Here is a 21,160-nt window from a genome sequence, read left to right as displayed (position 1 = left end):
GGGTTGCTCGTGATTGTTAGTCCCTGTAATGCAGCAAAAATGTCTGCCAAACGCATGCGAAGTGCCCTGGTAGCGGGTTCGGCGCTCCTGTGCCTGCTCAGCGCCGGCCAGCTTTGGGCGTTCAATCTTGACGATGTATCGGCCAAGGCTAAAGAGCTGGCCGGGCAGAAGTTCGAAGCCCCGCGCAGCAACCTGCCGAACGAATTCCGTGACATGAAGTTCGCGGACTACCAGAAAATCCGCTTCCTCACCGAAAAGGCGGAGTGGGCCGATCAGAAGACTCCATTCAAGCTGTCCTTCTACCACCAGGGCATGCACTTCGATACGCCGGTGAAAATCAACGAAATCACGGCGAACACCGTCGAAGAGATCAAATACGATCCGACCCGCTTCGATTTCGGCGACCTCAAGTTCGATCCGAAGGCCACTGAGCAACTGGGCTACGCCGGTTTCCGTGTGCTGTACCCGATCAACAAGGCCGACAAGCAAGACGAAATCATGACCATGCTCGGCGCGAGCTACTTCCGCGTCGTCGGCAAAGGTCACACCTACGGTCTGTCGGCCCGTGGCCTGGCGATCGATACCGCGCTGCCGTCGGGCGAAGAATTCCCGCGTTTCCGCGAGTTCTGGATTCAACAGCCGAAGCCGGGCGACAAGCACCTGGTGATCTTTGCCCTGCTTGATTCGCCGCGTGCCACCGGTGCCTACCGCCTGATCGTGCGCCCGGGCAGCGACACCATTGTCGACGTCAAAGCGCAGATGTTCCTGCGTGACAAGGTCGGCAAACTGGGCATCGCGCCGTTGACCAGCATGTTCCTGTTCGGCGCCAACCAGCCGTCGAAAGTCCTCAACTACCGTCGTGAGCTACACGACTCCAGCGGTCTGTCGATTCATGCCGGCAACGGCGAGTGGATCTGGCGTCCGCTGAACAACCCGAAACACCTGTCCGTGAGCAACTTCAGTGTCGAGAACCCGCGTGGTTTCGGCCTGCTGCAGCGCGGCCGTGACTTCAGCCACTACGAAGACCTCGACGATCGCTACGACAAGCGCCCAAGCGCCTGGATCGAGCCGAAGGGCGAGTGGGGCAAGGGCACCGTTGATCTGGTAGAAATTCCGACTGCCGACGAAACCAACGACAACATCGTTGCCTTCTGGAGTCCGGAAACCATGCCGGAGCCAGGCAAGCCGCTGGACTTCGCCTACCGCATGCACTGGACAATGGACGAAGCGGCGATTCACGCCCCCGACAGCGCCTGGGTCAAGCAGACCCTGCGTTCGACCGGCGACGTCAAACAGTCGAACCTGATCCGTCAGCCTGACGGCAGCGTCGCTTACCTGGTCGACTTCGAAGGTCCATCGCTGGCGGCTCTGGCCCCGGATGCCGACGTGCGCAGTCAGGTCAGCGTTGGCGATAACGCCGAACTGGTCGAGAACAGCGTGCGCTACAACCCGGAAACCAAGGGCTGGCGCCTGACTCTGCGGATGAAGATCAAGGACGCGAGCAAGGCCACCGAGATGCGCGCCGCACTGGTACAGCCAGTCGTGACCGCTGATCTGGCCAAGTCTTCGGTACCGGCGTCGAACTCGTCGGTGGCCAAGGCTGACAAGGTCGCGGCCAAGCAACAAGAGAAGGAAGACAAGGAAGCCAAGGCCGCCGAAGCCAAACAGGCCGACGCCAAGCCAACCGCAGATGCCAAGGACAAGGCCAACAAAGACGCCAAGCAGCCAACCGCTGCAAACGCGGCCCCAGCCACACCGGAATCGGCACCGACTGAAGAAGTCCTGACCGAGACCTGGAGCTATCAGTTGCCTGCCGATGAGTAATTCTCAAGTACAGCCGGAGACTCTGTCCGAGTATCTGGCGCATCTGCCGATGACCGACGAGCAGCGCGCGGAACTCGCGGGCTGCCAGTCCTTCAGCGAACTGCACCAACGCCTGTCGTCGTCGACGTTCGACGCCCCTGCCGAAGCCGCCCAGGCTTCGGTGGGCAAGCGTCTGACCCTGAGCACCGCCGAAGAACTCGAAGAGGCGGAAATGCTGGTGCTGGACGCCAGTGGCCGGGTCAGCCTGAAAGCCACGCCGCCGATTCGCCGCACGAAGGTCGTGCCGGAGCCGTGGCGCACCAATATTCTGGTGCGTGGCTGGCGCCGCCTGACCGGGCGCACCAATCCGCCGAAGCCGCCGAAAGACGAGCGCGTTCTGCCGGCTGCGCGCTGGCGCACCGTCGGTTCGATCCGTCGCTACATTCTGTTGCTGCTGATGCTCGGTCAGACCATCGTTGCCGGCTGGTACATGAAAGGCATCATGCCGTACCAGGGCTGGTCGTTCGTCGATCTGGACGAAGTCCTGCACCAGCCGCTGCTGCAAACCGCCACGCAAGTGCTGCCGTACGCACTGCAAACCAGCATCCTGATTCTGTTCGGGATTCTGTTCTGCTGGGTCTCGGCCGGTTTCTGGACCGCGCTGATGGGCTTCCTCGAGTTGCTCACCGGTCACGATAAATACCGTATCTCCGGCAAAAGCGCGGGCAACGAGCCGATTCCGAAAGACGCCCGTACTGCGCTGGTGATGCCGATCTGCAACGAAGACGTGCCGCGGGTATTCGCCGGTCTGCGCGCCACGTTCGAATCGGTCGCGGCCACCGGTGATCTGGATCGCTTCGACTTCTTCGTCCTCAGCGACAGTAACGACACCGATATCTGTGTCGCCGAGCAACAGGCCTGGCTGGACGTCTGCCGCGAAGCCAAAGGCTTCGGCAAGATCTTCTATCGCCGCCGTCGCCGTCGTGTGAAACGCAAGAGCGGCAACCTCGACGACTTCTGCCGTCGCTGGGGTGGTGACTACAAGTACATGGTCGTGCTCGATGCCGACTCGGTGATGAGCGGCGAGTGCCTGACCAGTCTGGTGCGCCTGATGGAAGCCACGCCGGACGCCGGGATCATCCAGACCGCGCCGCGTGCGTCGGGCATGGACACGCTGTATGCGCGTATGCAGCAGTTCGCCACCCGTGTGTACGGTCCGCTGTTCACCGCCGGTCTGCACTTCTGGCAGTTGGGTGAATCCCACTACTGGGGTCACAACGCGATCATCCGCATGAAGCCGTTCATCGACCATTGCGCCCTGGCGCCGTTGCCGGGCAAAGGTGCGTTCTCCGGGGCGATCCTGTCTCACGACTTCGTCGAAGCCGCGCTGATGCGTCGTGCCGGTTGGGGCGTGTGGATTGCCTACGACCTGCCGGGCAGTTACGAAGAGTTGCCGCCAAACCTGCTCGATGAACTCAAGCGTGACCGTCGCTGGTGCCACGGTAACCTGATGAACTTCCGCCTGTTCCTGGTCAAGGGCATGCACCCGGTGCACCGTGCGGTGTTCCTGACCGGCGTGATGTCGTACCTGTCGGCGCCGTTGTGGTTCTTCTTTCTGGTGCTGTCGACCGCGCTGCTGGCGGTGAACACGCTGATGGAGCCGCAGTATTTCCTCGAACCGCGTCAACTCTATCCGCTGTGGCCACAATGGCACCCGGACAAGGCGATCGCGCTGTTCTCGACCACCATCGTGCTGCTGTTCCTGCCGAAACTGCTGAGCATCATCCTGATCTGGGCCAAAGGCGCGAAAGAGTTCGGCGGCAAGTTCAAGGTGACCCTGTCGATGCTGCTGGAGATGCTGTTCTCCATGCTGCTGGCGCCGGTGCGGATGATTTTCCACACCCGTTTCGTGCTCGCCGCGTTCCTCGGCTGGGCCGCGACCTGGAACTCGCCGCAACGTGACGACGACTCCACGCCGTGGAGCGAGGCGGTCAAGCGCCACGGCCCGCAGACCCTGCTGGGTTTCTGCTGGGCACTGCTGGTGATCTGGCTGAACCCGAGCTTCCTGTGGTGGCTGGTGCCGATCGTCGGTTCGCTGATGCTGTCGATCCCGGTGTCGGTGATTTCCAGCCGTGTCGGTCTGGGCCTCAAGTCCCGTGACGAGAGCCTGTTCCTGATCCCCGAGGAATACAATCCGCCGCAGGCGCTGCTGGCGACCGACCAGTACACCCACGAGAACCGTTGGCATGCACTGAACGACGGCTTCGTCCGCGCCGTGGTCGATCCGCAGCAGAACGCCCTGGCGTGCTCGCTGGCGACGGCCCGTCACGGTCAGGCCGAGCCGATCGAGTTGCTGCGTCAGGAGCGTGTGCGTCACGCCCTGAAGGCGGGTCCGGCGGCACTGAGCAACCATGATCGCCTGCAATTGCTGAGCGATCCGGTGGCACTGGCGCGTCTGCACGAACTGGTCTGGGCCGAAGGCCACAACGAGTGGCTGGATGCCTGGCGGGCCTCGGTGAAAGCCGATCCGCATGCACCGCTGTTGCCGTTGCGACCGCTGAGCATGCAGGCTCAGCCGGCCTGATAAGAAGCCCCGCTAACTAGCGGGGCTTTTTTATTGTTAAACAAATCGTCCATTAACTCTTGTGCAAAAGAACGAGTGCGTTAGCATCCGTCCCCGAATTGGCGCACCCGGGCATTTTTGCCCATCACTGCTGGTTTTCGCGCCGCACATGCAATGGTTTTGGGGACTTGAAGATGAAGAAGTATCTGTCGATGCTGCTGGTCGGCGTCACGGCACTGGTTGCAGTCAATGCGGCGCACGCCGGCGCAATCGATGACGCGGTCAAGCGCGGCACGTTGAAAGTCGGTATGGATCCGACTTACATGCCGTTCGAAATGACCAACAAGCGCGGCGAGATCATCGGCTTCGAAGTCGACATCCTCAAAGCCATGTCCAAGGCCATGGGCGTCAAGCTCGAGCTGGTGTCCACCGGTTACGATGGGATCATCCCGGCCCTGATGACCGACAAGTTCGACATGATCGGCAGCGGCATGACCCTGACCCAGGAACGCAACCTGCGCCTGAATTTCAGCGAACCGTTCATCGTCGTCGGCCAGACCCTGCTGATCCGCAAGGAGCTGGAAGGCACCATCAAGTCTTATAAAGACCTGAACACTGCCGACTACCGCATCACCTCCAAGCTCGGCACCACCGGTGAAATGGTCGCCAAGAAGCTGATCGCCAAAGCCAAGTACCACGGCTACGACAACGAGCAGGAAGCCGTGCTCGACGTGGTCAACGGCAAGGCCGACGCGTTCATCTATGACGCGCCGTACAACGTGGTCGCGGTGAACAAGGTCGGCGCCGGCAAACTGGTGTTCCTCGACAAGCCGTTCACCTACGAACCGCTGGCCTTCGGCCTGAAGAAGGGTGATTACGACAGCATCAACTTCATCAACAACTTCCTGCACCAGATCCACGAAGACGGCACCTACGATCGCATCCATGACAAGTGGTTCAAGAGCACCGAGTGGCTCAAGGACATGGAATAACACTGGGTCAGTCAGACCGAGTCGCCCCATTCGCGAGCAAGCCCGCTCCCACATTTGAAATGCAGTCCAAATGTGGGAGCGGGCTTGCTCGCGAAGAGGGCCTGCCAGGCAACACAAAATCCGGAACCTGCAATGAAACAGAAAAAAGCCCAATGGCCCTGGCACGTCCTGACCGTGCTGGTGCTGGTCGGCCTGGCGGGCGCGTTGTATTACGCCACGTCGCTGATGTCCTACGAATGGCGCTGGAATCGCGTGCCGCAGTACTTCGCCTATCAGGCCGAAGAATCCCAGCGTGCCACCGATATCTCCACCGTCACCGAACTGGTGCGCAAGGGCGGCAGCGCGCAGGTCACCCTGCGCAACGACGCCGGTGACGAGCAGCACCTGACTGTCGACGAGAACAGCCTGCAATTCGCTCAGGGCGACGATGTGGCTGAAGGTGACGTCGTGGGCGTGACCCGGCACTGGGCGGCAGGGCCGCTGTTGTGGGGCCTTTGGACCACGCTGTGGCTGTCGGTGGTGTCTGGGGTACTCGGTCTGCTGATCGGTCTGGTCACCGGGCTGTGCCGCCTGTCGAACAACCCGACCCTGCGCGACCTGTCGAGCATCTACGTCGAACTGGTGCGCGGCACGCCGCTGCTGGTGCAGATTTTCATTTTCTACTTCTTCATCGGCACGGTGATGAACCTGTCCCGCGAGTTCGCCGGGATCGCCGCGCTGTCGCTGTTCACTGGCGCGTACGTCGCCGAGATCATCCGTTCCGGCGTGCAGTCGATTGCCCGTGGCCAGAACGAAGCGGCGCGTTCGCTGGGTCTGAGCGCCGGCCAGTCGATGCGCCACGTGGTACTGCCGCAAGCGTTCAAACGCGTGCTGCCACCGCTGGCCGGACAGTTCATCAGTCTGGTGAAAGACACCTCGCTGGTGTCGGTGATTGCGATTACCGAGCTGCTGAAAAGCGGTCGCGAAGTCATCACTACCTCGTTTTCGCCGTTCGAGATCCTGTTCTGCGTCGCCGGCCTGTACCTGTTGATCAACCTGCCGCTGTCGAAAATCGCCAGCCGGCTTGAGCGGAGGCTCGCGCAAAGTGATTGAAGTCCGCGAACTGGTAAAAGTCTTCGACACCCGTGGCCAGGTAGTCCGGGCTGTGGATAACGTCAGCACCACGGTGGCCAAGGGCGAAGTGCTGGTGGTGATCGGCCCGTCGGGTTCGGGCAAATCGACCTTCCTGCGCTGCCTCAATGGCCTGGAAGAATTCGACTCGGGCTCGGTGAGCATCGACGGCCTGCAACTGGCCGACCCGAAAACCGACGTCAACGCTTACCGCCGCGAAGTCGGCATGGTCTTTCAGCACTTCAACCTGTTCCCGCACATGACCGTGCTGGAAAACCTCTGCCTGGCGCAGAAAGTCGTGCGCAAGCGCGGGCAGAAGGAAAGCGAGGCCAAGGCCCTGGCGTTGCTGGAGAAGGTTGGTATTGCGCAGAAGGCGCGGGAATACCCGTCGCGTTTGTCTGGCGGTCAGCAACAGCGCGTGGCGATTGCCCGGGCGCTGGCGATGGACCCGAAAGTGATGCTGTTCGACGAACCGACTTCGGCCCTCGACCCGGAAATGGTCGGTGAAGTGCTGGACGTGATGAAGAACCTGGCCGTGGAAGGCATGACCATGGTTTGCGTGACCCACGAAATGGGTTTCGCCCGGGAAGTGGCGGATCGGGTGCTGTTCTTCGATCACGGCAAACTGCTGGAAGATGCTTCCCCAGCCGAGTTCTTCGATGCACCGAAGGATCCACGGGCGCAGGCTTTCCTGCGGCAGGTCCTATAATTTTCAGCGCCTGATCTGGCGCCTTCGCGAGCAAGCCCGCTCCCACAGTTGACCGAGTTGTCCAGGCGGACGCGGTCTAATGTGGGAGCGGGCTTGCTCGCGAAGGCATCACCTCGGGTTTCAATCAACCGAGGTTTTCGGATCACCTCAAACCTTGAACCGCCCCACCAGCATCTGCAGATGCGTCCCCAGCCGCGCCAGCTCAACACTCGACGCCGCGGTCTCTTCACTCGCCGCCGACGTCTGATCCGACACATCCCGCACATTCAGCACGCTACGGTTGATCTCCTCGGCCACGGCACTCTGCTGCTCGGCTGCCGCTGCAATCTGCTGGTTCATCGCCTGAATCGCCGAGACGGTGCGGGTGATGCTTTCCAGCGAACCGCCGGCACGGCGGGTCAGTTCGACGCTGCTGTCGGTCAGGCTGCGGCTGTTGTCCATGATCGTTGCCACTTGCTGGGTGCCGTTCTGCAGGCCGACGATCAGCTCCTCGATCTCTTCGGTGGACTTCTGCGTGCGCTGGGCGAGGCTGCGGACTTCGTCGGCGACCACCGCAAAACCACGCCCGGCCTCACCGGCACGCGCCGCTTCGATCGCGGCGTTGAGCGCCAGCAGGTTGGTTTGCTGGGCCACCGACTTGATCACGTCAAGCACGCTGCCGATCTTGTCGCTCTCACGTTTGAGTTCGCCCATGGCTTCGGTCGAATGACCGACTTCAGCGGCCAAACGCTCGATCTGTGCGATCGCTTCACCCACCACTTTGTCGCCTTCGCGGGCCTGTTGATCGGCGGCCACAGCGGCTTCGGAAGCTTCCTCGGCGTTGCGCGCGACTTCCTGCACGGTGGCGGCCATTTCGTTCATGGCGGTGGCGACCTGATCGGTCTCGATCTTCTGATTGTTGACCCCGGCGCTGGTCTGCTCGGTCACCGCTGACAATTCCTCGGCAGCGCTGGCGATTTGCGTAACGCCGTCGCTGATGCCACCGATCAGGTCGCGCAGGCCTTGGGTCATGCTCTGCATCGAGCGCTGCAACTGGCCGAGTTCGTCGCGGCGTTGCGACACCAGGTTGTGGGTCAGGTCGCCGGCAGCCACGCGTTCGGCGACTTTCAGGGTCTGGTTCAGCGGAATGATGATCTGCCGAGTGATCGCCCACGCCGCCAGCAGGCCGAAGGCCACGGCCAGCAAGGTGGCGATGATCAACTGGTTTTTGGCTGCTGCGGCATCCGTGTCGCGCACGATAGTCTGAGAGTCGGTGAGTTGTTTGCTGACGTCGGACAGCAGGTCACCCTGCGTCGACATGCGGGCCAGGGCCTTGGCACTGGCGACCTGCGAGTCGCGGAACTGGCTGACCGCCGCGCGATAAGCCTTGAGCGAGTCAGTGGCCTGTTGCAGGTTGGCGATGTGCTGCTCAGGCAATTTGGCCGGCAGGGCTTCGAGGTTTTTCAGGGCATTGTCGATGGCGTCGAGTGCAGGCTGCTCGGCTTCGGTCTTGCCGCTGTAGGTGTAGCCGCGCACCTGGAAGCGCGCCTGCTGGATCAGTTTGCTCAGGTCGATGACCGCGTTGAACTGGGCGACGCTGTCGCCCTGCAACATGGACTTCTCCACCTCGGCGACCTTGGCCACGGCGTTGTCGGCGGTGGCACCGAGTTTGCTGCGGGCGTCTTCGCGGTTGGCGCCGGCCTGGATCAAGTCGTTGAAGGCGCGCTTGTATTCGGCGACGGCGGCCAGTTGCTGGTCGACCTTCGCTGCGTCAGCCGGCTGTTCAATCTCGCCACGCGCAGTTTGCAGACCACTTTCGAGTTTGCCGAGCAAGTCGTTGACCGCTCCTGGACCTTGTTCGCCCCGGCGCATTTCGTAGTCCAGACGCGCCAGACGCAGATCCTTGGTCAGCTCGTTGAGACTGGAGATAAACCCCAGCTTGTCGCCGCGACTGATGATGCCGTTCATCCCGGTCCAGCCGGTGAAGGTGATCAATAGCGTCAGCAACAGCACCAGGCCGAAACCGATCCCCAGCTTGCGTTTGACGCTGACGTTTCCAAGATTCTCGGCTAACCAACGGTACATGCGACGACTCCCCTCGGACCACTAATTGGACTTATGGGGACTGTATCGGCTGGGGGGTGGCAATCTGTAACCCGATTTGTCCGGAACGCAGCGGCATTGTGGCGAGGGAGCTTGCTCCCGCCCGGCGGCGCAGCCGTCGCGAAACCGGCAAACACATTTTCACCTGAAGGAAGAGCAATGGCCGCTTCGCGCCCAAGCGGGAGCAAGCTCCCTCGCCACAGTCCTTTTAGAACAGGCGGGCGAGCAGGGCGGTGACGGCGGTTTCGACGCGCAGGATGCGCTCGCCCAGTTGCACCGGTTGCAGGCCGGACTTGCCCAGCAGGTCGATTTCGTAGGGGATCCAGCCACCCTCGGGGCCGATCGCCAGCGTCACCGGTTCGCTCAATGCGCGCGGGCAGGGCGGGAAGTTACCGGGATGGCCGACGAGACCGAGGGTGCCTTCGCTGATCGCCGGCAGGCGATCTTCGACGAACGGCTTGAAGCGTTTCTCGATGATGATTTCCGGCAGCACGGTATCGCGGGCCTGTTCGAGGCCGAGGATCAGATTCTCGCGAATCGCTTCCGGCTCGAGAAACGGCGTCTGCCAGAAGCTCTTCTCGACGCGGTAGCTGTTGACCAGAATCACCTTCGACACACCCATGGTCGCCACGGTCTGGAACACCCGCCGCAGCATCTTCGGACGCGGCAGGGCCAGTACCAGGGTCAGCGGCAGCTTGGCCGGCGGTGACTGATCGAGGCTGACGCGCAATTCCGCTTCGCCGGCCTCAAGGCGCAGCAGTTCGGCCGAGCCCATCAAGCCATTGATGCGCCCGACCCGCAGGCTGTCGCCGACTTCCGAGCGATGCACTTCCTGCATGTGGGTCAGGCGCCGGTCACGCAGCACGACGCGGTCGGCCGCGATGAAGTCGGCCTCTTCGAGCAACAGCAGGTTCATGCCTGGGTCGCTGGCGGCTGGTCGTTGTGATCGTCGGCCGGATTTTCGTCCGGGCGTTCGCGCTTGCTGACCAGGCTGCCGAACAGAATGCCGATTTCAAACAGCATCCACATCGGTACCGCCAGCAGGGTCTGCGAGAAGATGTCCGGCGGCGTAAGGATCATGCCGACCACGAAGCAGCCGATGATCACGTACGGGCGAATCTTCTTCAGGTATTTGACGTCGACCACGCCGATCCACACCAGCAGCACCACGGCCACCGGGATTTCGAACGCGACGCCAAAGGCGAAGAACAGCGTCATCACGAAGTCGAGGTAACTGGTGATGTCGGTCATCATTTCCACGCCGGCCGGGGTGGCGGCGGCGAAGAACTTGAAGATCAGCGGGAACACGAAGTAATAGGCGAACGCCATGCCGGTGTAGAACAGCAGGATGCTGGACACCAGCAGCGGCACCGCGATGCGTTTCTCATGCTTGTACAGGCCCGGCGCGATGAAGCCCCAGATCTGGTGCAGGATCACCGGAATCGCGAGGAACAGCGAGACCATCATCGTCAGCTTCAGCGGCGTCAGGAACGGCGACGACACATCCGTGGCGATCATCGTCGCGCCGACCGGCAGGTACTGGCGCAGCGGCGTCGAGACGAAGGTGTAGATCTGCTGGGTGAACGCGAACAACCCGGCAAAGATGATGAACACCGCCGCCACACAACGCAGCAGGCGGGTGCGCAACTCGGTGAGGTGCGATACCAGCGGCATGTGCTGGTCGTTTTCGGGGAGATCGCTCATGGGGCTCGCGGCGGCAGTGTGGAGTCGTGAGGAGCTGACGCAATAGGCGCAGCCGCAGGTGCAACGGGTTCGACAGGCTTCATGATCGGCGCAGCTTCAGCGGCTGCAGCAGAGACGTGTTCGACGCTCGCCGGCTGCTCCGCAACGGGAGCCGCAGGCGTCTGCTCTGCCACTGGCTGCACGGGCGTCGGCTCCTGCTGAACCGGCGTGAAAATCTTCCGCGCCTCCTGCTCCAGCGACAGGATGTGCTCGTTGTGCAGTTGCCGACGGATCTCGTCGGCACCGATCTCACGTTCAACTTCCTGTTTGATCGCGTTGAAGCTGCGCTTCAGTCGGCCGACCCACAGGCCGGCGGTGCGCGCAGCGCCCGGCAGACGCTCGGGGCCCAGCACCAGCAGGGCGACGAGGCCGACGAGCAGCAGTTCAGAGAAGCTGATACCAAACATTTGTCAGTCTCACACGTCTTTGCGGATCGGCTCTTCGACTTTCTGCGCCTGCACGTCGATGGTGTGCGGCGGGTTGGCCTGAGCGGTGGCCTGCGGTTGCACCGGTGGAACGGGCTGAGCAGGCGTTACGGTCGGATCGGCGGCCGGTTTTTCGTCATCGTTCATGGCTTTACGGAAGCCCTTGATCGACTCGCCGACGTCGGTGCCGAGGTTTTTCAGTTTCTTGGTGCCGAACACCAGCACCACGACTACCAGAATGACGATCCAGTGTTTCCAGTCAAAAATGCCCATGTTGCTGTTCCTCTCTAAAAATTGTTCAGGCGGACGGACGCGAGGCTTTCTCGACGTGTCCGGACAGACCGAAGCGACGATCCAGTTCATCCAGCACGGCCTGCGGATGCTGCCCCAGTTGGGCGAGCATGACCATGCTGTGGAACCACAGGTCGGCAGTCTCGTAGATCACATCGCTGCAGTCACCGCTGATGGCGGCGTCCTTGGCGGCAATAATGGTTTCGACCGACTCTTCGCCGACTTTCTCCAGAATCTTGTTCAGGCCCTTGTGATACAGACTAGCTACATATGAGCTGTCGGCAGCGGCGCCCTTGCGCTCTTCAAGCACCTGAGCGAGGCGGGTCAGGGTGTCACTCATGTTTGTGTCCTGCGGAATAGATAGCGTGCGGGTCTTTCAGAACCGGGTCGACCGTTTTCCAGTCACCGTTTTCGTAGACGCGGTAAAAGCAGCTTTGACGGCCGGTATGGCAAGCGATGTCGCCGATCTGTTCGACCATCAGGATGATCACGTCGGCATCACAGTCCAGGCGCATTTCATGCAGGGTCTGTACGTGGCCGGACTCTTCGCCCTTGCGCCACAGCTTGCCACGGGAACGTGACCAGTAGATTGCACGGTTTTCCGCAGCGGTCAGTTCCAGCGCTTCGCGGTTCATCCAGGCCATCATCAGCACGCGTCCGGTCTTGTGATCCTGGGCAATCGCCGGCACCAGGCCATCGGCGTCCCACTTGATCTCGTCCAGCCAGTTTTTCATCTTCGACTCCGACAGCGAACCCCCACTTCGATAGTCGGGTTCAAGCGTTGAAACAGTGTGCCAGCCGATCAGCAAACTGGCTATCGGCGAACGACCAGATACAAGCCGACTGCCACCATGATGCCCGCCGGCCAATGCCCCAGTTCGTGCAACGGGCCGCCGGCGGCGAGGATCGTCCCGCCCGCCAGATGCGCGCAACCGAGCAGGCGCAGGAACCAGTCGTCCTTGCGTTTGTGCCACGGTGGCGGCGGGTCGTAGGCGTGCGGTTGCGACATGCGTTCGAGCAGATCGCGGGCCATGTTGGCCAGGTGCGGCAGCTGTTCGAACTGGCTCTGCACGTTGCCGAGCAAGGCTTTCGGGCTGACGCGCTCGCGCATCCAGCGCTCGAGGAACGGCTGCGCGGTGTTCCACAGATCCAGATCCGGGTACAGCTGACGGCCGAGGCCTTCGATGTTCAGCAGGGTCTTCTGCAGCAGCACCAACTGCGGCTGCACTTCCATGTTGAAGCGTCGCGCAGTCTGGAACAGGCGCATCAGCACCTGACCAAATGAAATATCTTTTAACGGTTTTTCGAAGATCGGCTCGCACACGGTGCGGATCGCCGCTTCGAATTCGTTGAGTTTGGTTTCCGCCGGCACCCAGCCCGAATCGATGTGCAACTGCGCCACGCGGCGGTAGTCGCGCTTGAAGAAGGCGAACAGATTGCGCGCCAGGTAGTCCTGGTCTTCCGGGGTCAGGCTGCCGACGATGCCGCAGTCGATCGCGATGTACTGCGGGCTCCACGGGTTGACGGTGCTGACGAAGATGTTGCCCGGGTGCATGTCGGCGTGGAAGAAACTGTCGCGGAACACCTGGGTGAAGAAGATCTCCACGCCGCGCTCGGCGAGCATTTTCATGTCGGTGCGCTGGTCGGCGAGGGTCGCCAGATCCGTCACCTGAATCCCGTAGATGCGCTCCATCACCAGCACTTTCGGCCGGCACCAGTCCCAATAGACTTGCGGCACGTAGAGCAGCGGCGAGCCTTCGAAGTTGCGCTTGAGCTGGCTGGCGTTGGCCGCCTCGCGCAGCAGGTCGAGTTCGTCGTAGATGGTTTTTTCGTAGTCCTGCACCACGTCCACCGGGTGCAGCAGGCGGGCGTCGGCGGAGACCTTTTCGGCGGCGCGGGCGAGGATGAACAGCCACGCCAGATCCTGAGCGATCACCGGTTTCAGGCCCGGGCGGATCACCTTGACCACCACTTCTTCACCGGTTTTCAGCTGCGCGGCATGCACTTGCGCCACCGAGGCCGAGGCCAGCGGTTCGACGTCGAAACGGCTGAACACTTCGCTGATTTTCTTGCCCAGCTGTTCTTCGATCAGCTTGATCGACAGCTGCGAATCGAACGGCGGCACGCGGTCCTGCAGCAGCATCAGCTCATCGGCGATGTCTTCCGGCAGCAGGTCGCGGCGGGTCGAGAGAATCTGCCCGAACTTGATGAAGATCGGCCCCAGATCCTGCAGCGCCAGACGCAGACGCGCGCCACGGCTCAGCTCCAGCGGCTTGCGCGGGAACCAGCGCCACGGCAGCACGTAGCGCAGCGCCAGAAGAAACCAGGGCAGCGGCAGCTCGAACAGCAGGTCATCGAGGCGGTAGCGGATCACGACGCGCTGAATGCGCAACAGACGGCGGACGGCAAGCAGCTTCATGCGTTATCGCTTGGGTCGAGGGATCGGGAAAGGCGCTCGAAACGCGCCTCGAGACGTTCCAGATCAAGTTTGATCCGGTCCAGTTCGCTGAACCGCGCTTCGGCTTCGCGCTGCCCGACCAGGGTGCGCGATTCTTCGGCGAGGTATTCGGCGAGGTTCTGGTTGAGGCTGGCAAATCCTTGTTGATACCAGCGTGCGCGGCTGCGCAGGTGGCCACCGATCAGTTGCGTGGCGACCGGGCCGAGCCAGCGTGAGAGTTCGTACTCCCAGTCCAGCTCGAGGTCCTGCAGCACGCCGGCCAGCTCCAGCAGCACGCCGCTGTCACCGTCGAGCTCGACTTCCGGGGCGTGCAGCACCGCGGTCTTGTCTTTGCTCACGGCCAGTTTCGCCAGGCTTGAAGCCGGGGCGCGCAGGGTGCAGTCGACGCCGGTTTCCCAGTGCGAGGCGAGCATCAGGCCCTCATCGCTGGGCAGAATGAACAGTTGCAGCGCCGGGCTGCGGCAATCGACGGCAATCACTTTGCCAGTCAGATGCGCCAGCCGCGGCAGTGCCGTGCTGTCGAGACGCAGCACCCGGTTGAGGCCGAGTTCGACGCTGGCGAGCAGCCCGGTGAGCAACATCAGGGCTTGATGCCGCGGTGCAGGGCGACGATGCCTGCGGTCATGTTGTGATAGGTCACGCGGTCGAAACCGGCGTCGACCATCATCGACTTCAGGGTTTCCTGATTCGGGTGCATGCGGATCGATTCGGCCAGGTAGCGATAGCTTTCCGAATCGTTGGTGATCAGCTTGCCCATCAGCGGCATGAACGCGAACGAGTAAGCGTCGTAGGCCTTGGACATCAGCGCGTTGGTCGGTTTGGAGAACTCCAGCACCAGCAGGCGGCCGCCGGGCTTGAGCACGCGCAGCATCGAGCGCAGGGCGTCTTCTTTGTGCGTCACGTTGCGCAGGCCGAAGGCGATGGTCACGCAGTCGAAATGGTTGTCCGGGAACGGCAGCTTTTCCGCGTCCGCCTGAACGAATTCGACGTTGCCCGACACACCCAGATCCAGCAGGCGGTCACGGCCGACCTTGAGCATGGATTCGTTGATGTCGGCCAATACCACCTGACCGGTAGGGCCAACCAGGTGCGAGAATTTCTTGGTCAGGTCACCGGTGCCGCCGGCGATGTCGAGCACGCGGTTACCGCTGCGCACACCGGACAGTTCGATCGCGAAACGCTTCCACAGACGGTGCATGCCGCCCGACAGAAGGTCGTTCATCAGGTCGTATTTCGCGGCTACGGAGTGGAACACCTCAGCGACTTTTTCCGCTTTCTGGCTTTCCGGAACGTTTTTGAAGCCGAAGTGAGTGGTGGGTTCGGCATCGCTGCCTTTGCGCTGATCAGTCATATCGCTGTCACCAAAAGAGAATGCGCGACATTCTAATCCCCAAGCCATGCTTTGTCTTGGAATGGCTAAAGGTAAGATGGGCGACCTTCGGGACGATTTGCCGCAGACGCGGTCAAGATTTACCGTCACCTATTCATCAAGCAGGAGTCATTCGATGGCCAAAATCAGTGTTGAGCGTGCCCACAGCCTGGGCAAGGAAGCCGCCCGCGAGAAGGCCGACAAGCTGGCGCAGAAACTCTCCGATCAATATGGCCTGGAGCCGCAGTGGTCGGGCGACACCCTGAACCTCAAGCGCTCGGGCGTGAAAGGCGCGGTGCATGTGGCTGACGATTCGATCCGCGTCGACGTGGAGCTGGGCATCATGATGTCGGCCATGAGCGGCATGATCAAAGCCGAGATCGAGAAGGCGCTGGACAAGGCGCTGGTCTGAACATGATTCTTCGGTAACCCGAGATCCCTTGTGGGAGCGAGCCTGCTCGCGAAAGCGGTGTGTCAGTCGACTCGAATATTGACTGGTACACCGCATTCGCGAGCAAGCCCGCTCCCACATTTGTTTGGTGGTGCTCCTGTTGTTTATGTCAGTTGTTAGGGTGCCGTTTCTAATTTTTCTCCCTACTTTGTGCCTGAGCCCGACACCTTTGCGGGCAGTTCCTCAAACCTTCTGCGCGTGAGGTGCACCATGGCCAAAGTAATTCTGAAGAAAAAAATCGACGCTTCGACTTCTACCCTGAGCGACGTCAAATCCTATGCCCGCAAGATCTGGCTGGCAGGCCTGGGTGCCTACGCCAAGGTTGGCCAAGAGGGCAGCGACTACTTTCAGGAGTTGATCAAGGCTGGTCAAACTGTTGAAAAGAAAGGCAAAAAGGTTGTCACCGAAAAGCTCGAAGCCGCCAATGCCGAGATCGATGAAGCCAAGGGTGAAGTCAGCTCGTTCAAAGGTCGCGTCGAAGTTCAGCTCGACAAGGTCGAGAAGGCGTTCGACTCCCGCGTGGCAAGCGCCTTGAATCGTATCGGCATTCCGTCTAAACATGACGTTGAGACACTCTCTGCTAAGCTCGATGAGCTGACGGCATTGCTCGAACGCGTCGCGCGTAAATCTTAAGGAGAACGGGATGGCTGGTAAAAAGAACACCGATAAAGAAGGCAGCTCGTGGATTGGGAAAGTCGAAGACTACTCCCGCAAAATCTGGCTGGCTGGTTTAGGCGTGTACTCGAAGATCGACACTGACGGCAGCAAGCTCTTCGAGTCACTGGTCAAAGACGGCGAGAAAGCCGAGAAGCTCACCAAGTCTGCAGTCGGCAAGAAAGTCGATGCCGCCAAGGATTCCGCTTCTTCGGCCAAATCGCGCATCAGCGGCGTGAAAGATCGCGCACTGGGCAAGTGGGACGAGCTGGAAGGGGCTTTTGACAAGCGCCTGAACAGCGCCATTTCGCGCCTGGGTGTGCCTAGCCGCAATGAAGTCAAAGCGCTGCACAGCAAGGTCGAAACCCTGACCAAGCAGATCGAGAAACTCACCGGTCTGAAAACCCAACCGGTCGCGGCGAAAACCGCAGCGGCCAAACCGGCAGCCAAAACGGCCGCCAAGCCACTGGCCAAAGCGACTGCGAAACCAGCCGCCAAGCCTGCGGCAAAAACCGCTGCCGCCAAGCCTGCCGCTAAAACGGCCGCTGCCAAACCAGCCGCCAAGGCTGCCGCGAAACCGGTTGCTGCCAAAGCTGCTGCGAAACCTGCCACCAAAGCCGCAGCCAAGCCAGCGGCGAAAACCGCAGCGGCCAAACCTGCTGCCAAGCCAGCGGCCAAACCGGCTGCGGCGAAAAAACCGGCAGTGAAAAAACCGGCCGCGCCGAAAGCCGCTGCGCCAAAACCGGCCGCTCCGGCAGCCAAGCCAGCTACCCCGGCAACCCCGGCCAGCGCGTCGAACTCCGCCGCTGCACCGACCCCGGTAGCAACTCCGACTGCTGCATTGACACCGTCGACGCCAACCAGTCAGTCCTGATTTTTCAGGGCAAAACAAAACGCCCGGCCTGTGAAGGTCGGGCGTTTTTGTTTGTGCAGATAATCGCTGGTACAACGTCATTCCCCTGTGGGAGCGGGCTTGCTCGCGAAGGCGGTGTGTCATTCAGCATTGATGTTGGCTGAACCACCGCTTTCGCGAGCAAGCCCGCTCCCACAGGGGGGGACAATGTGTAGCCCATTCAGCCGTGATCTTCGAGGTATTGAAGGGCCATCCGCTCCGTAGCCACTTTCACCGGCGGCAGCAGATGCGGTGCCACCAGCATCATGATCTGGTACACCACCAGTTTGACCTCACCCTCGCGATCGAGAATCCGCTGATAGTCCAGCGAGAACAGCAAGGTCATGGTGATCTGCTCCACCAGTTGCCCCAACGCCTGGGTATCACTGACCAATTGCCCCGACGCCTTCAGGCGCGCCAGCAATGACGCCAGCGTGCGCTTGAGGGCGTTGAGCAGATTGCGGATGCCCTTGGCCAGTTTTGGCAGGCGCCCGGCGAGGTTCGACAGGTCCTGGAACAGAAACCGGTATTGCGCCAGGCGCTCGACGATCAAGTGCAGGAACAGCCAGTAATCCTCCGGCGCCAACTCGGCATCCGATGGAGGATCGAGCAGCGGCGCCAGTTCATTCTGGAAGCGTTCGAACAGGCCGAGAATCAGCGGCTCCTTGCCGTGGAAGTGGTAGTAGAGGTTGCCGGGGCTGATCCCCATTTCATTGGCAACTTCCATGGTGGAGACGTTCGGTTCGCCTTTCTCATTGAACAACTGCAGAGCACATTCGAGAATCCGGTCGCGGGTTTTCATCCAGTCTTCTTAGAAAAGTTCGGTTAAGCGTCAGCGCACATGCACGTAGGTGCCGGGTGCTGCCTCCATCGGTGGATAGTTCGGGTTGCCGAGGGTAAACGTGGTTTCGTGCTGCGTGCCGGAGCGCTGCTGAATCCATTCCAGCCACTGCGGCCACCAACTGCCGTCAACGCGTTTGGCGTCGTAATACCAGGCGCGCGGATCGCTGCTGAGCTTGCCGTTCTCGACGTAATTGGCTTTTGGGTTGCTGGGCGGGTTGAGGATGCTTTGCACGTGGCCGCTGTTGGACAGCACGAAGCGCCGCTCGCCACCGAGCAGCAGGGTCGAGCGGTACACCGCGTCCCACGGCGTGATGTGGTCGTTCATGCCGGCCACACTGAAGCTGTCGACGGTGACTTTCTGCAGGTCGATCGGCGTGCCGCAGACTTCCAGGCCACCCGGGTGGGTCAGCGGGTTGTGCTTGAAGAAGTCCAGCAGGTCGCCGTGGAATGCGGCGGGCAGGCGCGTGTTGTCGTTGTTCCAGTACAGAATGTCGAAGGCTGGCGGCTCCTTGCCGAGCAGGTAGTTATTGACGAAGTAACTCCAGATCAAATCGTTGGGCCGCATCCAGGCGAACACCTTGGCCATGTCGCGACCGTCCAGCACGCCTCTCTGATAGGAACGGCGCTTGGCGGCTTCGATGGTCTGTTCGTCGGCGAACAGGGTGGTCGGGGTTTCGATCTCGCTGTCGAGCAGGCTGACCAGATAGGTCGCACTGGAGATCCGTCGCAGCTGCCGTTTGGCCTGCAGATGCCCTTGCAGCGCGGCAATGGTCAGGCCACCGGCGCAGGCGCCCATCAGGTTGACCTCGCGTGCGCCAGTGATCGCCCGGCAGATGTTCATCGCTTCTTCCACCGCTTCGACGTAGGTCGAGAGGCCCCATTCCCGGTGGCGTACGTCCGGGTTGCGCCAACTGATCATGAAGGTCTGCAGGCCGTTTTTCAGCGCGTACTGGACAAAGCTGTTCTGCGGGCTGAGGTCGAAAATGTAGTACTTGTTGATTTGCGGCGGCACCACCAGCAACGGCTTGGCGTACTGTTTTTCGCTCATCGGCTTGTACTGGATAAGCTCCAGCAGCTCGTTGCGAAACACCACGGCACCGGGGGTGGTCGCGACGGTCTTGCCAACTTCGAAAGCCTGTTTGGTGACCTGCCGCGGCAGACCATCGTTGTGCAGCAGATCATCGAACAGATGACTCAGGCCGCGCACCAGACTCTGGCCGCCGGAATTGAACAGCTCCTTGACCGCCAGCGGGTTGAGCAAGGTATTGGAGGGCGCCACGGCATCGTTGAGCAGGGTGAACGCGAAGTGCGCGCGGGCGCGGTCGTCCTCGCTCATGCTGCTTTCATCGATCCAGCTCTTGACCTGTTTCTGCCAGGCCAGATACGCCTGCAGGCTGCGCCGGTAGAACGGATTGAGGCTCCACGCCGGGTCGGCAAACCGCGCGTCCTGCGGGTTGGTCGGATGCAGGGTTTCACCGAGCAGCACGCGACCGAGTTGGCCGCCGAGTTTCAGCGCGTGTTTGGCACTGTGGATCGGGTTGCGCAGACCGTGGGCTGCGACGCTGCGCAAGGTCGAGAGCAGGTCCCGCCCACGCAGCCCGGTCATTGCACTCTGTGCATTGATGAACACGGCGGGACTGGGCACTACGCCCGTCGCAGGTTTGTCGCGCATGACTCAACACTCCTTCGTCTTCAGGTCAAAAACAAACTCACCGAACCAGAACACCATAGTCGCTGTTACGGGTTGCTGCCTGCGCGGCGTCCTGCCGCGCACGTTGTTCAAAACCCTGCATAAAGCCTGCCGCCGTGATTTATCCGCCCAGCGGCGAGGGTTGCGGATGCATGACCGCTCGCTGACGCTCCTCCTGGAGGAATTTCATGATGATCGGCGCCACCGCTTCGGCGCGGGTGATCAGAAACAGATGACCGTCGTCGATGATGTGCAACTGGGCGTTGGGAATCCGCCAGGCGAGCATGCGCATATTGATCAACGGGATCAGCGGATCGTCGTCACCGGCCAGCACCAGGGTCGGCTGATGGATCTTGTGCAGCCAATGAATGCTGGTCCAGCCGAGGCCGGCGAACAGCTGCCAGTAGTAACCGAGCTTGCCTGCCGAACGCACTTTCGCCGCGTGGCTGGCGGCCAGCGTCGGGTCGCGACGGAATGAGCCGCCGTAGATCAACGGCGCAATGCGGATCACGTGGGACGGCTGGATGTAGCGTCGCGGGCTGGCCATCATCCACAGCACTTTCGGTTTGCCCGGCACCATGAAGGCACCGGCCGCGGTCGCCGCCAGCACCAGTTTCTTGCAGCGTTCCGGGTAGTCGTGGGCGAATTGCTGCGCCAGTGCACCACCCCAGGACACGCCGATCACATTGACCTGGCCGTAGTCGAGGTAGTCGAGCATCCGCGAGGTCAGCTTCGCCAACCCGGGAAAGCGATACGGCCGGTTCGGCGTCGACGAGCCGCCGACACCGGGCACGTCGAAGGCGATCACTTCGAGATCCGGGTCCAGCGCCGCGACAAACGGAAACACCAACTCCAGGTTGGCGCCGATGCCGTTGAAAATCAGCAAGGGCGTCAAATGAGGCTTGCCGGGGCGTACCGCGGTGCGGAGGGTCTGCCCATCCAGATCGACGGTACGGAAAATGAACGGTTGCGGCATGCTTCAGGCCCTGTGGGTCAATCTCAATATCACCTCCAATCCCTTGTGGGAGCGGGCTTGCTCGCGAAAGCGGAGTGTCATTCACCCACTTTTTTTGTTGGTCCCCCCC

At 61.4% G+C, this 21,160-nt stretch carries 21 protein-coding genes and 1 pseudogene; 8 read left to right on the top strand and 14 right to left on the bottom strand.

Going from position 1 to position 21,160, the window contains the following annotated elements:
* Window positions 1–39: 39 nt before the first annotated feature.
* The 5 genes from AC27VU_RS07555 to AC27VU_RS07535 all read left to right on the top strand — a co-directional run bounded on the left by AC27VU_RS07555 (window position 40) and on the right by AC27VU_RS07535 (window position 7,177).
* Window positions 40–1,824, top strand: a complete 1,785-nt coding sequence (locus AC27VU_RS07555; RefSeq protein ID WP_198286788.1) for a glucan biosynthesis protein G — start codon at window positions 40–42, stop codon at window positions 1,822–1,824.
* Window positions 1,817–4,387: a glucans biosynthesis glucosyltransferase MdoH gene (gene mdoH, locus AC27VU_RS07550; RefSeq protein WP_003220831.1), complete on the top strand. Its 2,571-nt coding sequence runs from the start codon at window positions 1,817–1,819 to the stop codon at window positions 4,385–4,387. The genes AC27VU_RS07555 and mdoH overlap by 8 nt, the downstream gene beginning before the upstream one ends.
* Before the next feature lie 173 nt (window positions 4,388–4,560).
* The gene (locus AC27VU_RS07545) at window positions 4,561–5,358 is read left to right on the top strand and encodes a transporter substrate-binding domain-containing protein (protein ID WP_003220833.1); all 798 of its coding nucleotides are present in this window, start codon (window positions 4,561–4,563) and stop codon (window positions 5,356–5,358) included.
* 132 nt (window positions 5,359–5,490) lie between these two features.
* Complete coding sequence (locus tag AC27VU_RS07540) at window positions 5,491–6,450, top strand: amino acid ABC transporter permease (protein ID WP_103485248.1); 960 nt, start codon at window positions 5,491–5,493, stop codon at window positions 6,448–6,450.
* On the top strand, window positions 6,443–7,177 hold the full coding sequence (locus tag AC27VU_RS07535) for an amino acid ABC transporter ATP-binding protein (RefSeq protein ID WP_097086999.1): 735 nt from the start codon (window positions 6,443–6,445) through the stop codon (window positions 7,175–7,177). Before AC27VU_RS07540 ends, AC27VU_RS07535 begins: the two co-directional genes overlap by 8 nt.
* Window positions 7,178–7,324: 147 nt before the next feature.
* Here AC27VU_RS07535 and AC27VU_RS07530 read toward each other — a convergent pair whose 3' ends face one another.
* The 11 genes and pseudogenes from AC27VU_RS07530 to ubiE all read right to left on the bottom strand — a co-directional run bounded on the left by AC27VU_RS07530 (window position 7,325) and on the right by ubiE (window position 15,527).
* Window positions 7,325–8,038, bottom strand: coding sequence for a methyl-accepting chemotaxis protein (locus AC27VU_RS07530; RefSeq protein ID WP_371851388.1), 714 nt, complete (start codon window positions 8,036–8,038; stop codon window positions 7,325–7,327).
* A gap of 141 nt (window positions 8,039–8,179) precedes the next feature.
* Window positions 8,180–9,124, bottom strand: a pseudogene (locus AC27VU_RS07525) (methyl-accepting chemotaxis protein); the annotation flags it as partial.
* A gap of 343 nt (window positions 9,125–9,467) precedes the next feature.
* The gene (locus tag AC27VU_RS07520; RefSeq protein ID WP_201136009.1) at window positions 9,468–10,175 is read right to left on the bottom strand and encodes a 16S rRNA (uracil(1498)-N(3))-methyltransferase; all 708 of its coding nucleotides are present in this window, start codon (window positions 10,173–10,175) and stop codon (window positions 9,468–9,470) included.
* Entirely contained in the window at window positions 10,172–10,963 is a 792-nt protein-coding gene (gene tatC / locus AC27VU_RS07515; protein ID WP_003220842.1) for a twin-arginine translocase subunit TatC, read from the bottom strand. Before tatC ends, AC27VU_RS07520 begins: the two co-directional genes overlap by 4 nt.
* The gene (tatB, locus tag AC27VU_RS07510) at window positions 10,960–11,409 is read right to left on the bottom strand and encodes a Sec-independent protein translocase protein TatB (RefSeq protein WP_338800592.1); all 450 of its coding nucleotides are present in this window, start codon (window positions 11,407–11,409) and stop codon (window positions 10,960–10,962) included. The genes tatC and tatB overlap by 4 nt, the downstream gene beginning before the upstream one ends.
* Window positions 11,410–11,418: 9 nt before the next feature.
* Window positions 11,419–11,700, bottom strand: coding sequence for a twin-arginine translocase TatA/TatE family subunit (locus tag AC27VU_RS07505; protein ID WP_003220847.1), 282 nt, complete (start codon window positions 11,698–11,700; stop codon window positions 11,419–11,421).
* Between the two features lie 25 nt (window positions 11,701–11,725).
* Window positions 11,726–12,058 (bottom strand): phosphoribosyl-ATP diphosphatase, encoded by a 333-nt coding sequence (locus AC27VU_RS07500; RefSeq protein WP_003220849.1) that lies wholly within the window; start codon window positions 12,056–12,058, stop codon window positions 11,726–11,728.
* Window positions 12,051–12,452: a phosphoribosyl-AMP cyclohydrolase gene (gene hisI / locus AC27VU_RS07495; protein ID WP_003220851.1), complete on the bottom strand. Its 402-nt coding sequence runs from the start codon at window positions 12,450–12,452 to the stop codon at window positions 12,051–12,053. Before hisI ends, AC27VU_RS07500 begins: the two co-directional genes overlap by 8 nt.
* A gap of 80 nt (window positions 12,453–12,532) precedes the next feature.
* Window positions 12,533–14,137, bottom strand: a complete 1,605-nt coding sequence (gene ubiB / locus AC27VU_RS07490) for a ubiquinone biosynthesis regulatory protein kinase UbiB (RefSeq protein WP_134785240.1) — start codon at window positions 14,135–14,137, stop codon at window positions 12,533–12,535.
* Window positions 14,134–14,757, bottom strand: coding sequence for a ubiquinone biosynthesis accessory factor UbiJ (locus AC27VU_RS07485; protein WP_488723798.1), 624 nt, complete (start codon window positions 14,755–14,757; stop codon window positions 14,134–14,136). The genes ubiB and AC27VU_RS07485 overlap by 4 nt, the downstream gene beginning before the upstream one ends.
* The gene (gene ubiE, locus AC27VU_RS07480) at window positions 14,757–15,527 is read right to left on the bottom strand and encodes a bifunctional demethylmenaquinone methyltransferase/2-methoxy-6-polyprenyl-1,4-benzoquinol methylase UbiE (protein WP_003220857.1); all 771 of its coding nucleotides are present in this window, start codon (window positions 15,525–15,527) and stop codon (window positions 14,757–14,759) included. Before ubiE ends, AC27VU_RS07485 begins: the two co-directional genes overlap by 1 nt.
* Window positions 15,528–15,681: 154 nt before the next feature.
* Between ubiE and AC27VU_RS07475 the strand changes: the two genes are divergently transcribed.
* The 3 genes from AC27VU_RS07475 to AC27VU_RS07465 all read left to right on the top strand — a co-directional run bounded on the left by AC27VU_RS07475 (window position 15,682) and on the right by AC27VU_RS07465 (window position 17,524).
* A complete protein-coding gene (locus tag AC27VU_RS07475) occupies window positions 15,682–15,957 on the top strand; it encodes a polyhydroxyalkanoic acid system family protein (RefSeq protein WP_003220859.1) in 276 nt (91 codons plus the stop codon).
* 249 nt (window positions 15,958–16,206) lie between these two features.
* Window positions 16,207–16,629, top strand: coding sequence for a phasin family protein (locus AC27VU_RS07470; protein WP_003220861.1), 423 nt, complete (start codon window positions 16,207–16,209; stop codon window positions 16,627–16,629).
* Window positions 16,630–16,639: 10 nt separating this feature from the next.
* Window positions 16,640–17,524 (top strand): phasin family protein, encoded by an 885-nt coding sequence (locus AC27VU_RS07465; protein ID WP_488723797.1) that lies wholly within the window; start codon window positions 16,640–16,642, stop codon window positions 17,522–17,524.
* A gap of 199 nt (window positions 17,525–17,723) precedes the next feature.
* Here the strand turns inward: AC27VU_RS07465 and AC27VU_RS07460 are convergent, their stop codons facing one another.
* The 3 genes from AC27VU_RS07460 to phaZ all read right to left on the bottom strand — a co-directional run bounded on the left by AC27VU_RS07460 (window position 17,724) and on the right by phaZ (window position 21,051).
* Window positions 17,724–18,344, bottom strand: coding sequence for a TetR/AcrR family transcriptional regulator (locus AC27VU_RS07460; protein WP_103486230.1), 621 nt, complete (start codon window positions 18,342–18,344; stop codon window positions 17,724–17,726).
* A gap of 30 nt (window positions 18,345–18,374) precedes the next feature.
* Window positions 18,375–20,057 (bottom strand): class II poly(R)-hydroxyalkanoic acid synthase, encoded by a 1,683-nt coding sequence (gene phaC / locus AC27VU_RS07455; RefSeq protein WP_103486231.1) that lies wholly within the window; start codon window positions 20,055–20,057, stop codon window positions 18,375–18,377.
* Window positions 20,058–20,196: 139 nt separating this feature from the next.
* On the bottom strand, window positions 20,197–21,051 hold the full coding sequence (gene phaZ / locus AC27VU_RS07450) for a poly(3-hydroxyalkanoate) depolymerase (RefSeq protein ID WP_003220867.1): 855 nt from the start codon (window positions 21,049–21,051) through the stop codon (window positions 20,197–20,199).
* Window positions 21,052–21,160: the final 109 nt, after the last annotated feature.

The sequence above is a fragment of the Pseudomonas sp. 14P5.3.2 genome, from assembly GCF_057799175.1.
The sequence above is the reverse complement of the archived record's forward strand: the minus strand, read 5'-3'. Positions and strand labels throughout refer to the sequence as shown.

Coding starts and splice junctions, on each gene's coding strand:
- AC27VU_RS07555 (WP_198286788.1), top strand. CDS start 40: ATGTCTGCCAAACGCATGCGAAGTGCCCTGGTAGCGGGTTCGGCGCTC.
- mdoH (WP_003220831.1), top strand. CDS start 1,817: ATGAGTAATTCTCAAGTACAGCCGGAGACTCTGTCCGAGTATCTGGCG.
- AC27VU_RS07545 (WP_003220833.1), top strand. CDS start 4,561: ATGAAGAAGTATCTGTCGATGCTGCTGGTCGGCGTCACGGCACTGGTT.
- AC27VU_RS07540 (WP_103485248.1), top strand. CDS start 5,491: ATGAAACAGAAAAAAGCCCAATGGCCCTGGCACGTCCTGACCGTGCTG.
- AC27VU_RS07530 (WP_371851388.1), bottom strand. CDS start 8,038: ATGAACGAAATGGCCGCCACCGTGCAGGAAGTCGCGCGCAACGCCGAG.
- AC27VU_RS07520 (WP_201136009.1), bottom strand. CDS start 10,175: ATGAACCTGCTGTTGCTCGAAGAGGCCGACTTCATCGCGGCCGACCGC.
- tatC (WP_003220842.1), bottom strand. CDS start 10,963: ATGAGCGATCTCCCCGAAAACGACCAGCACATGCCGCTGGTATCGCAC.
- tatB (WP_338800592.1), bottom strand. CDS start 11,409: ATGTTTGGTATCAGCTTCTCTGAACTGCTGCTCGTCGGCCTCGTCGCC.
- AC27VU_RS07505 (WP_003220847.1), bottom strand. CDS start 11,700: ATGGGCATTTTTGACTGGAAACACTGGATCGTCATTCTGGTAGTCGTG.
- AC27VU_RS07500 (WP_003220849.1), bottom strand. CDS start 12,058: ATGAGTGACACCCTGACCCGCCTCGCTCAGGTGCTTGAAGAGCGCAAG.
- hisI (WP_003220851.1), bottom strand. CDS start 12,452: ATGAAAAACTGGCTGGACGAGATCAAGTGGGACGCCGATGGCCTGGTG.
- ubiB (WP_134785240.1), bottom strand. CDS start 14,137: ATGAAGCTGCTTGCCGTCCGCCGTCTGTTGCGCATTCAGCGCGTCGTG.
- AC27VU_RS07485 (WP_488723798.1), bottom strand. CDS start 14,757: ATGTTGCTCACCGGGCTGCTCGCCAGCGTCGAACTCGGCCTCAACCGG.
- ubiE (WP_003220857.1), bottom strand. CDS start 15,527: ATGACTGATCAGCGCAAAGGCAGCGATGCCGAACCCACCACTCACTTC.
- AC27VU_RS07475 (WP_003220859.1), top strand. CDS start 15,682: ATGGCCAAAATCAGTGTTGAGCGTGCCCACAGCCTGGGCAAGGAAGCC.
- AC27VU_RS07470 (WP_003220861.1), top strand. CDS start 16,207: ATGGCCAAAGTAATTCTGAAGAAAAAAATCGACGCTTCGACTTCTACC.
- AC27VU_RS07465 (WP_488723797.1), top strand. CDS start 16,640: ATGGCTGGTAAAAAGAACACCGATAAAGAAGGCAGCTCGTGGATTGGG.
- AC27VU_RS07460 (WP_103486230.1), bottom strand. CDS start 18,344: ATGAAAACCCGCGACCGGATTCTCGAATGTGCTCTGCAGTTGTTCAAT.
- phaC (WP_103486231.1), bottom strand. CDS start 20,057: ATGCGCGACAAACCTGCGACGGGCGTAGTGCCCAGTCCCGCCGTGTTC.
- phaZ (WP_003220867.1), bottom strand. CDS start 21,051: ATGCCGCAACCGTTCATTTTCCGTACCGTCGATCTGGATGGGCAGACC.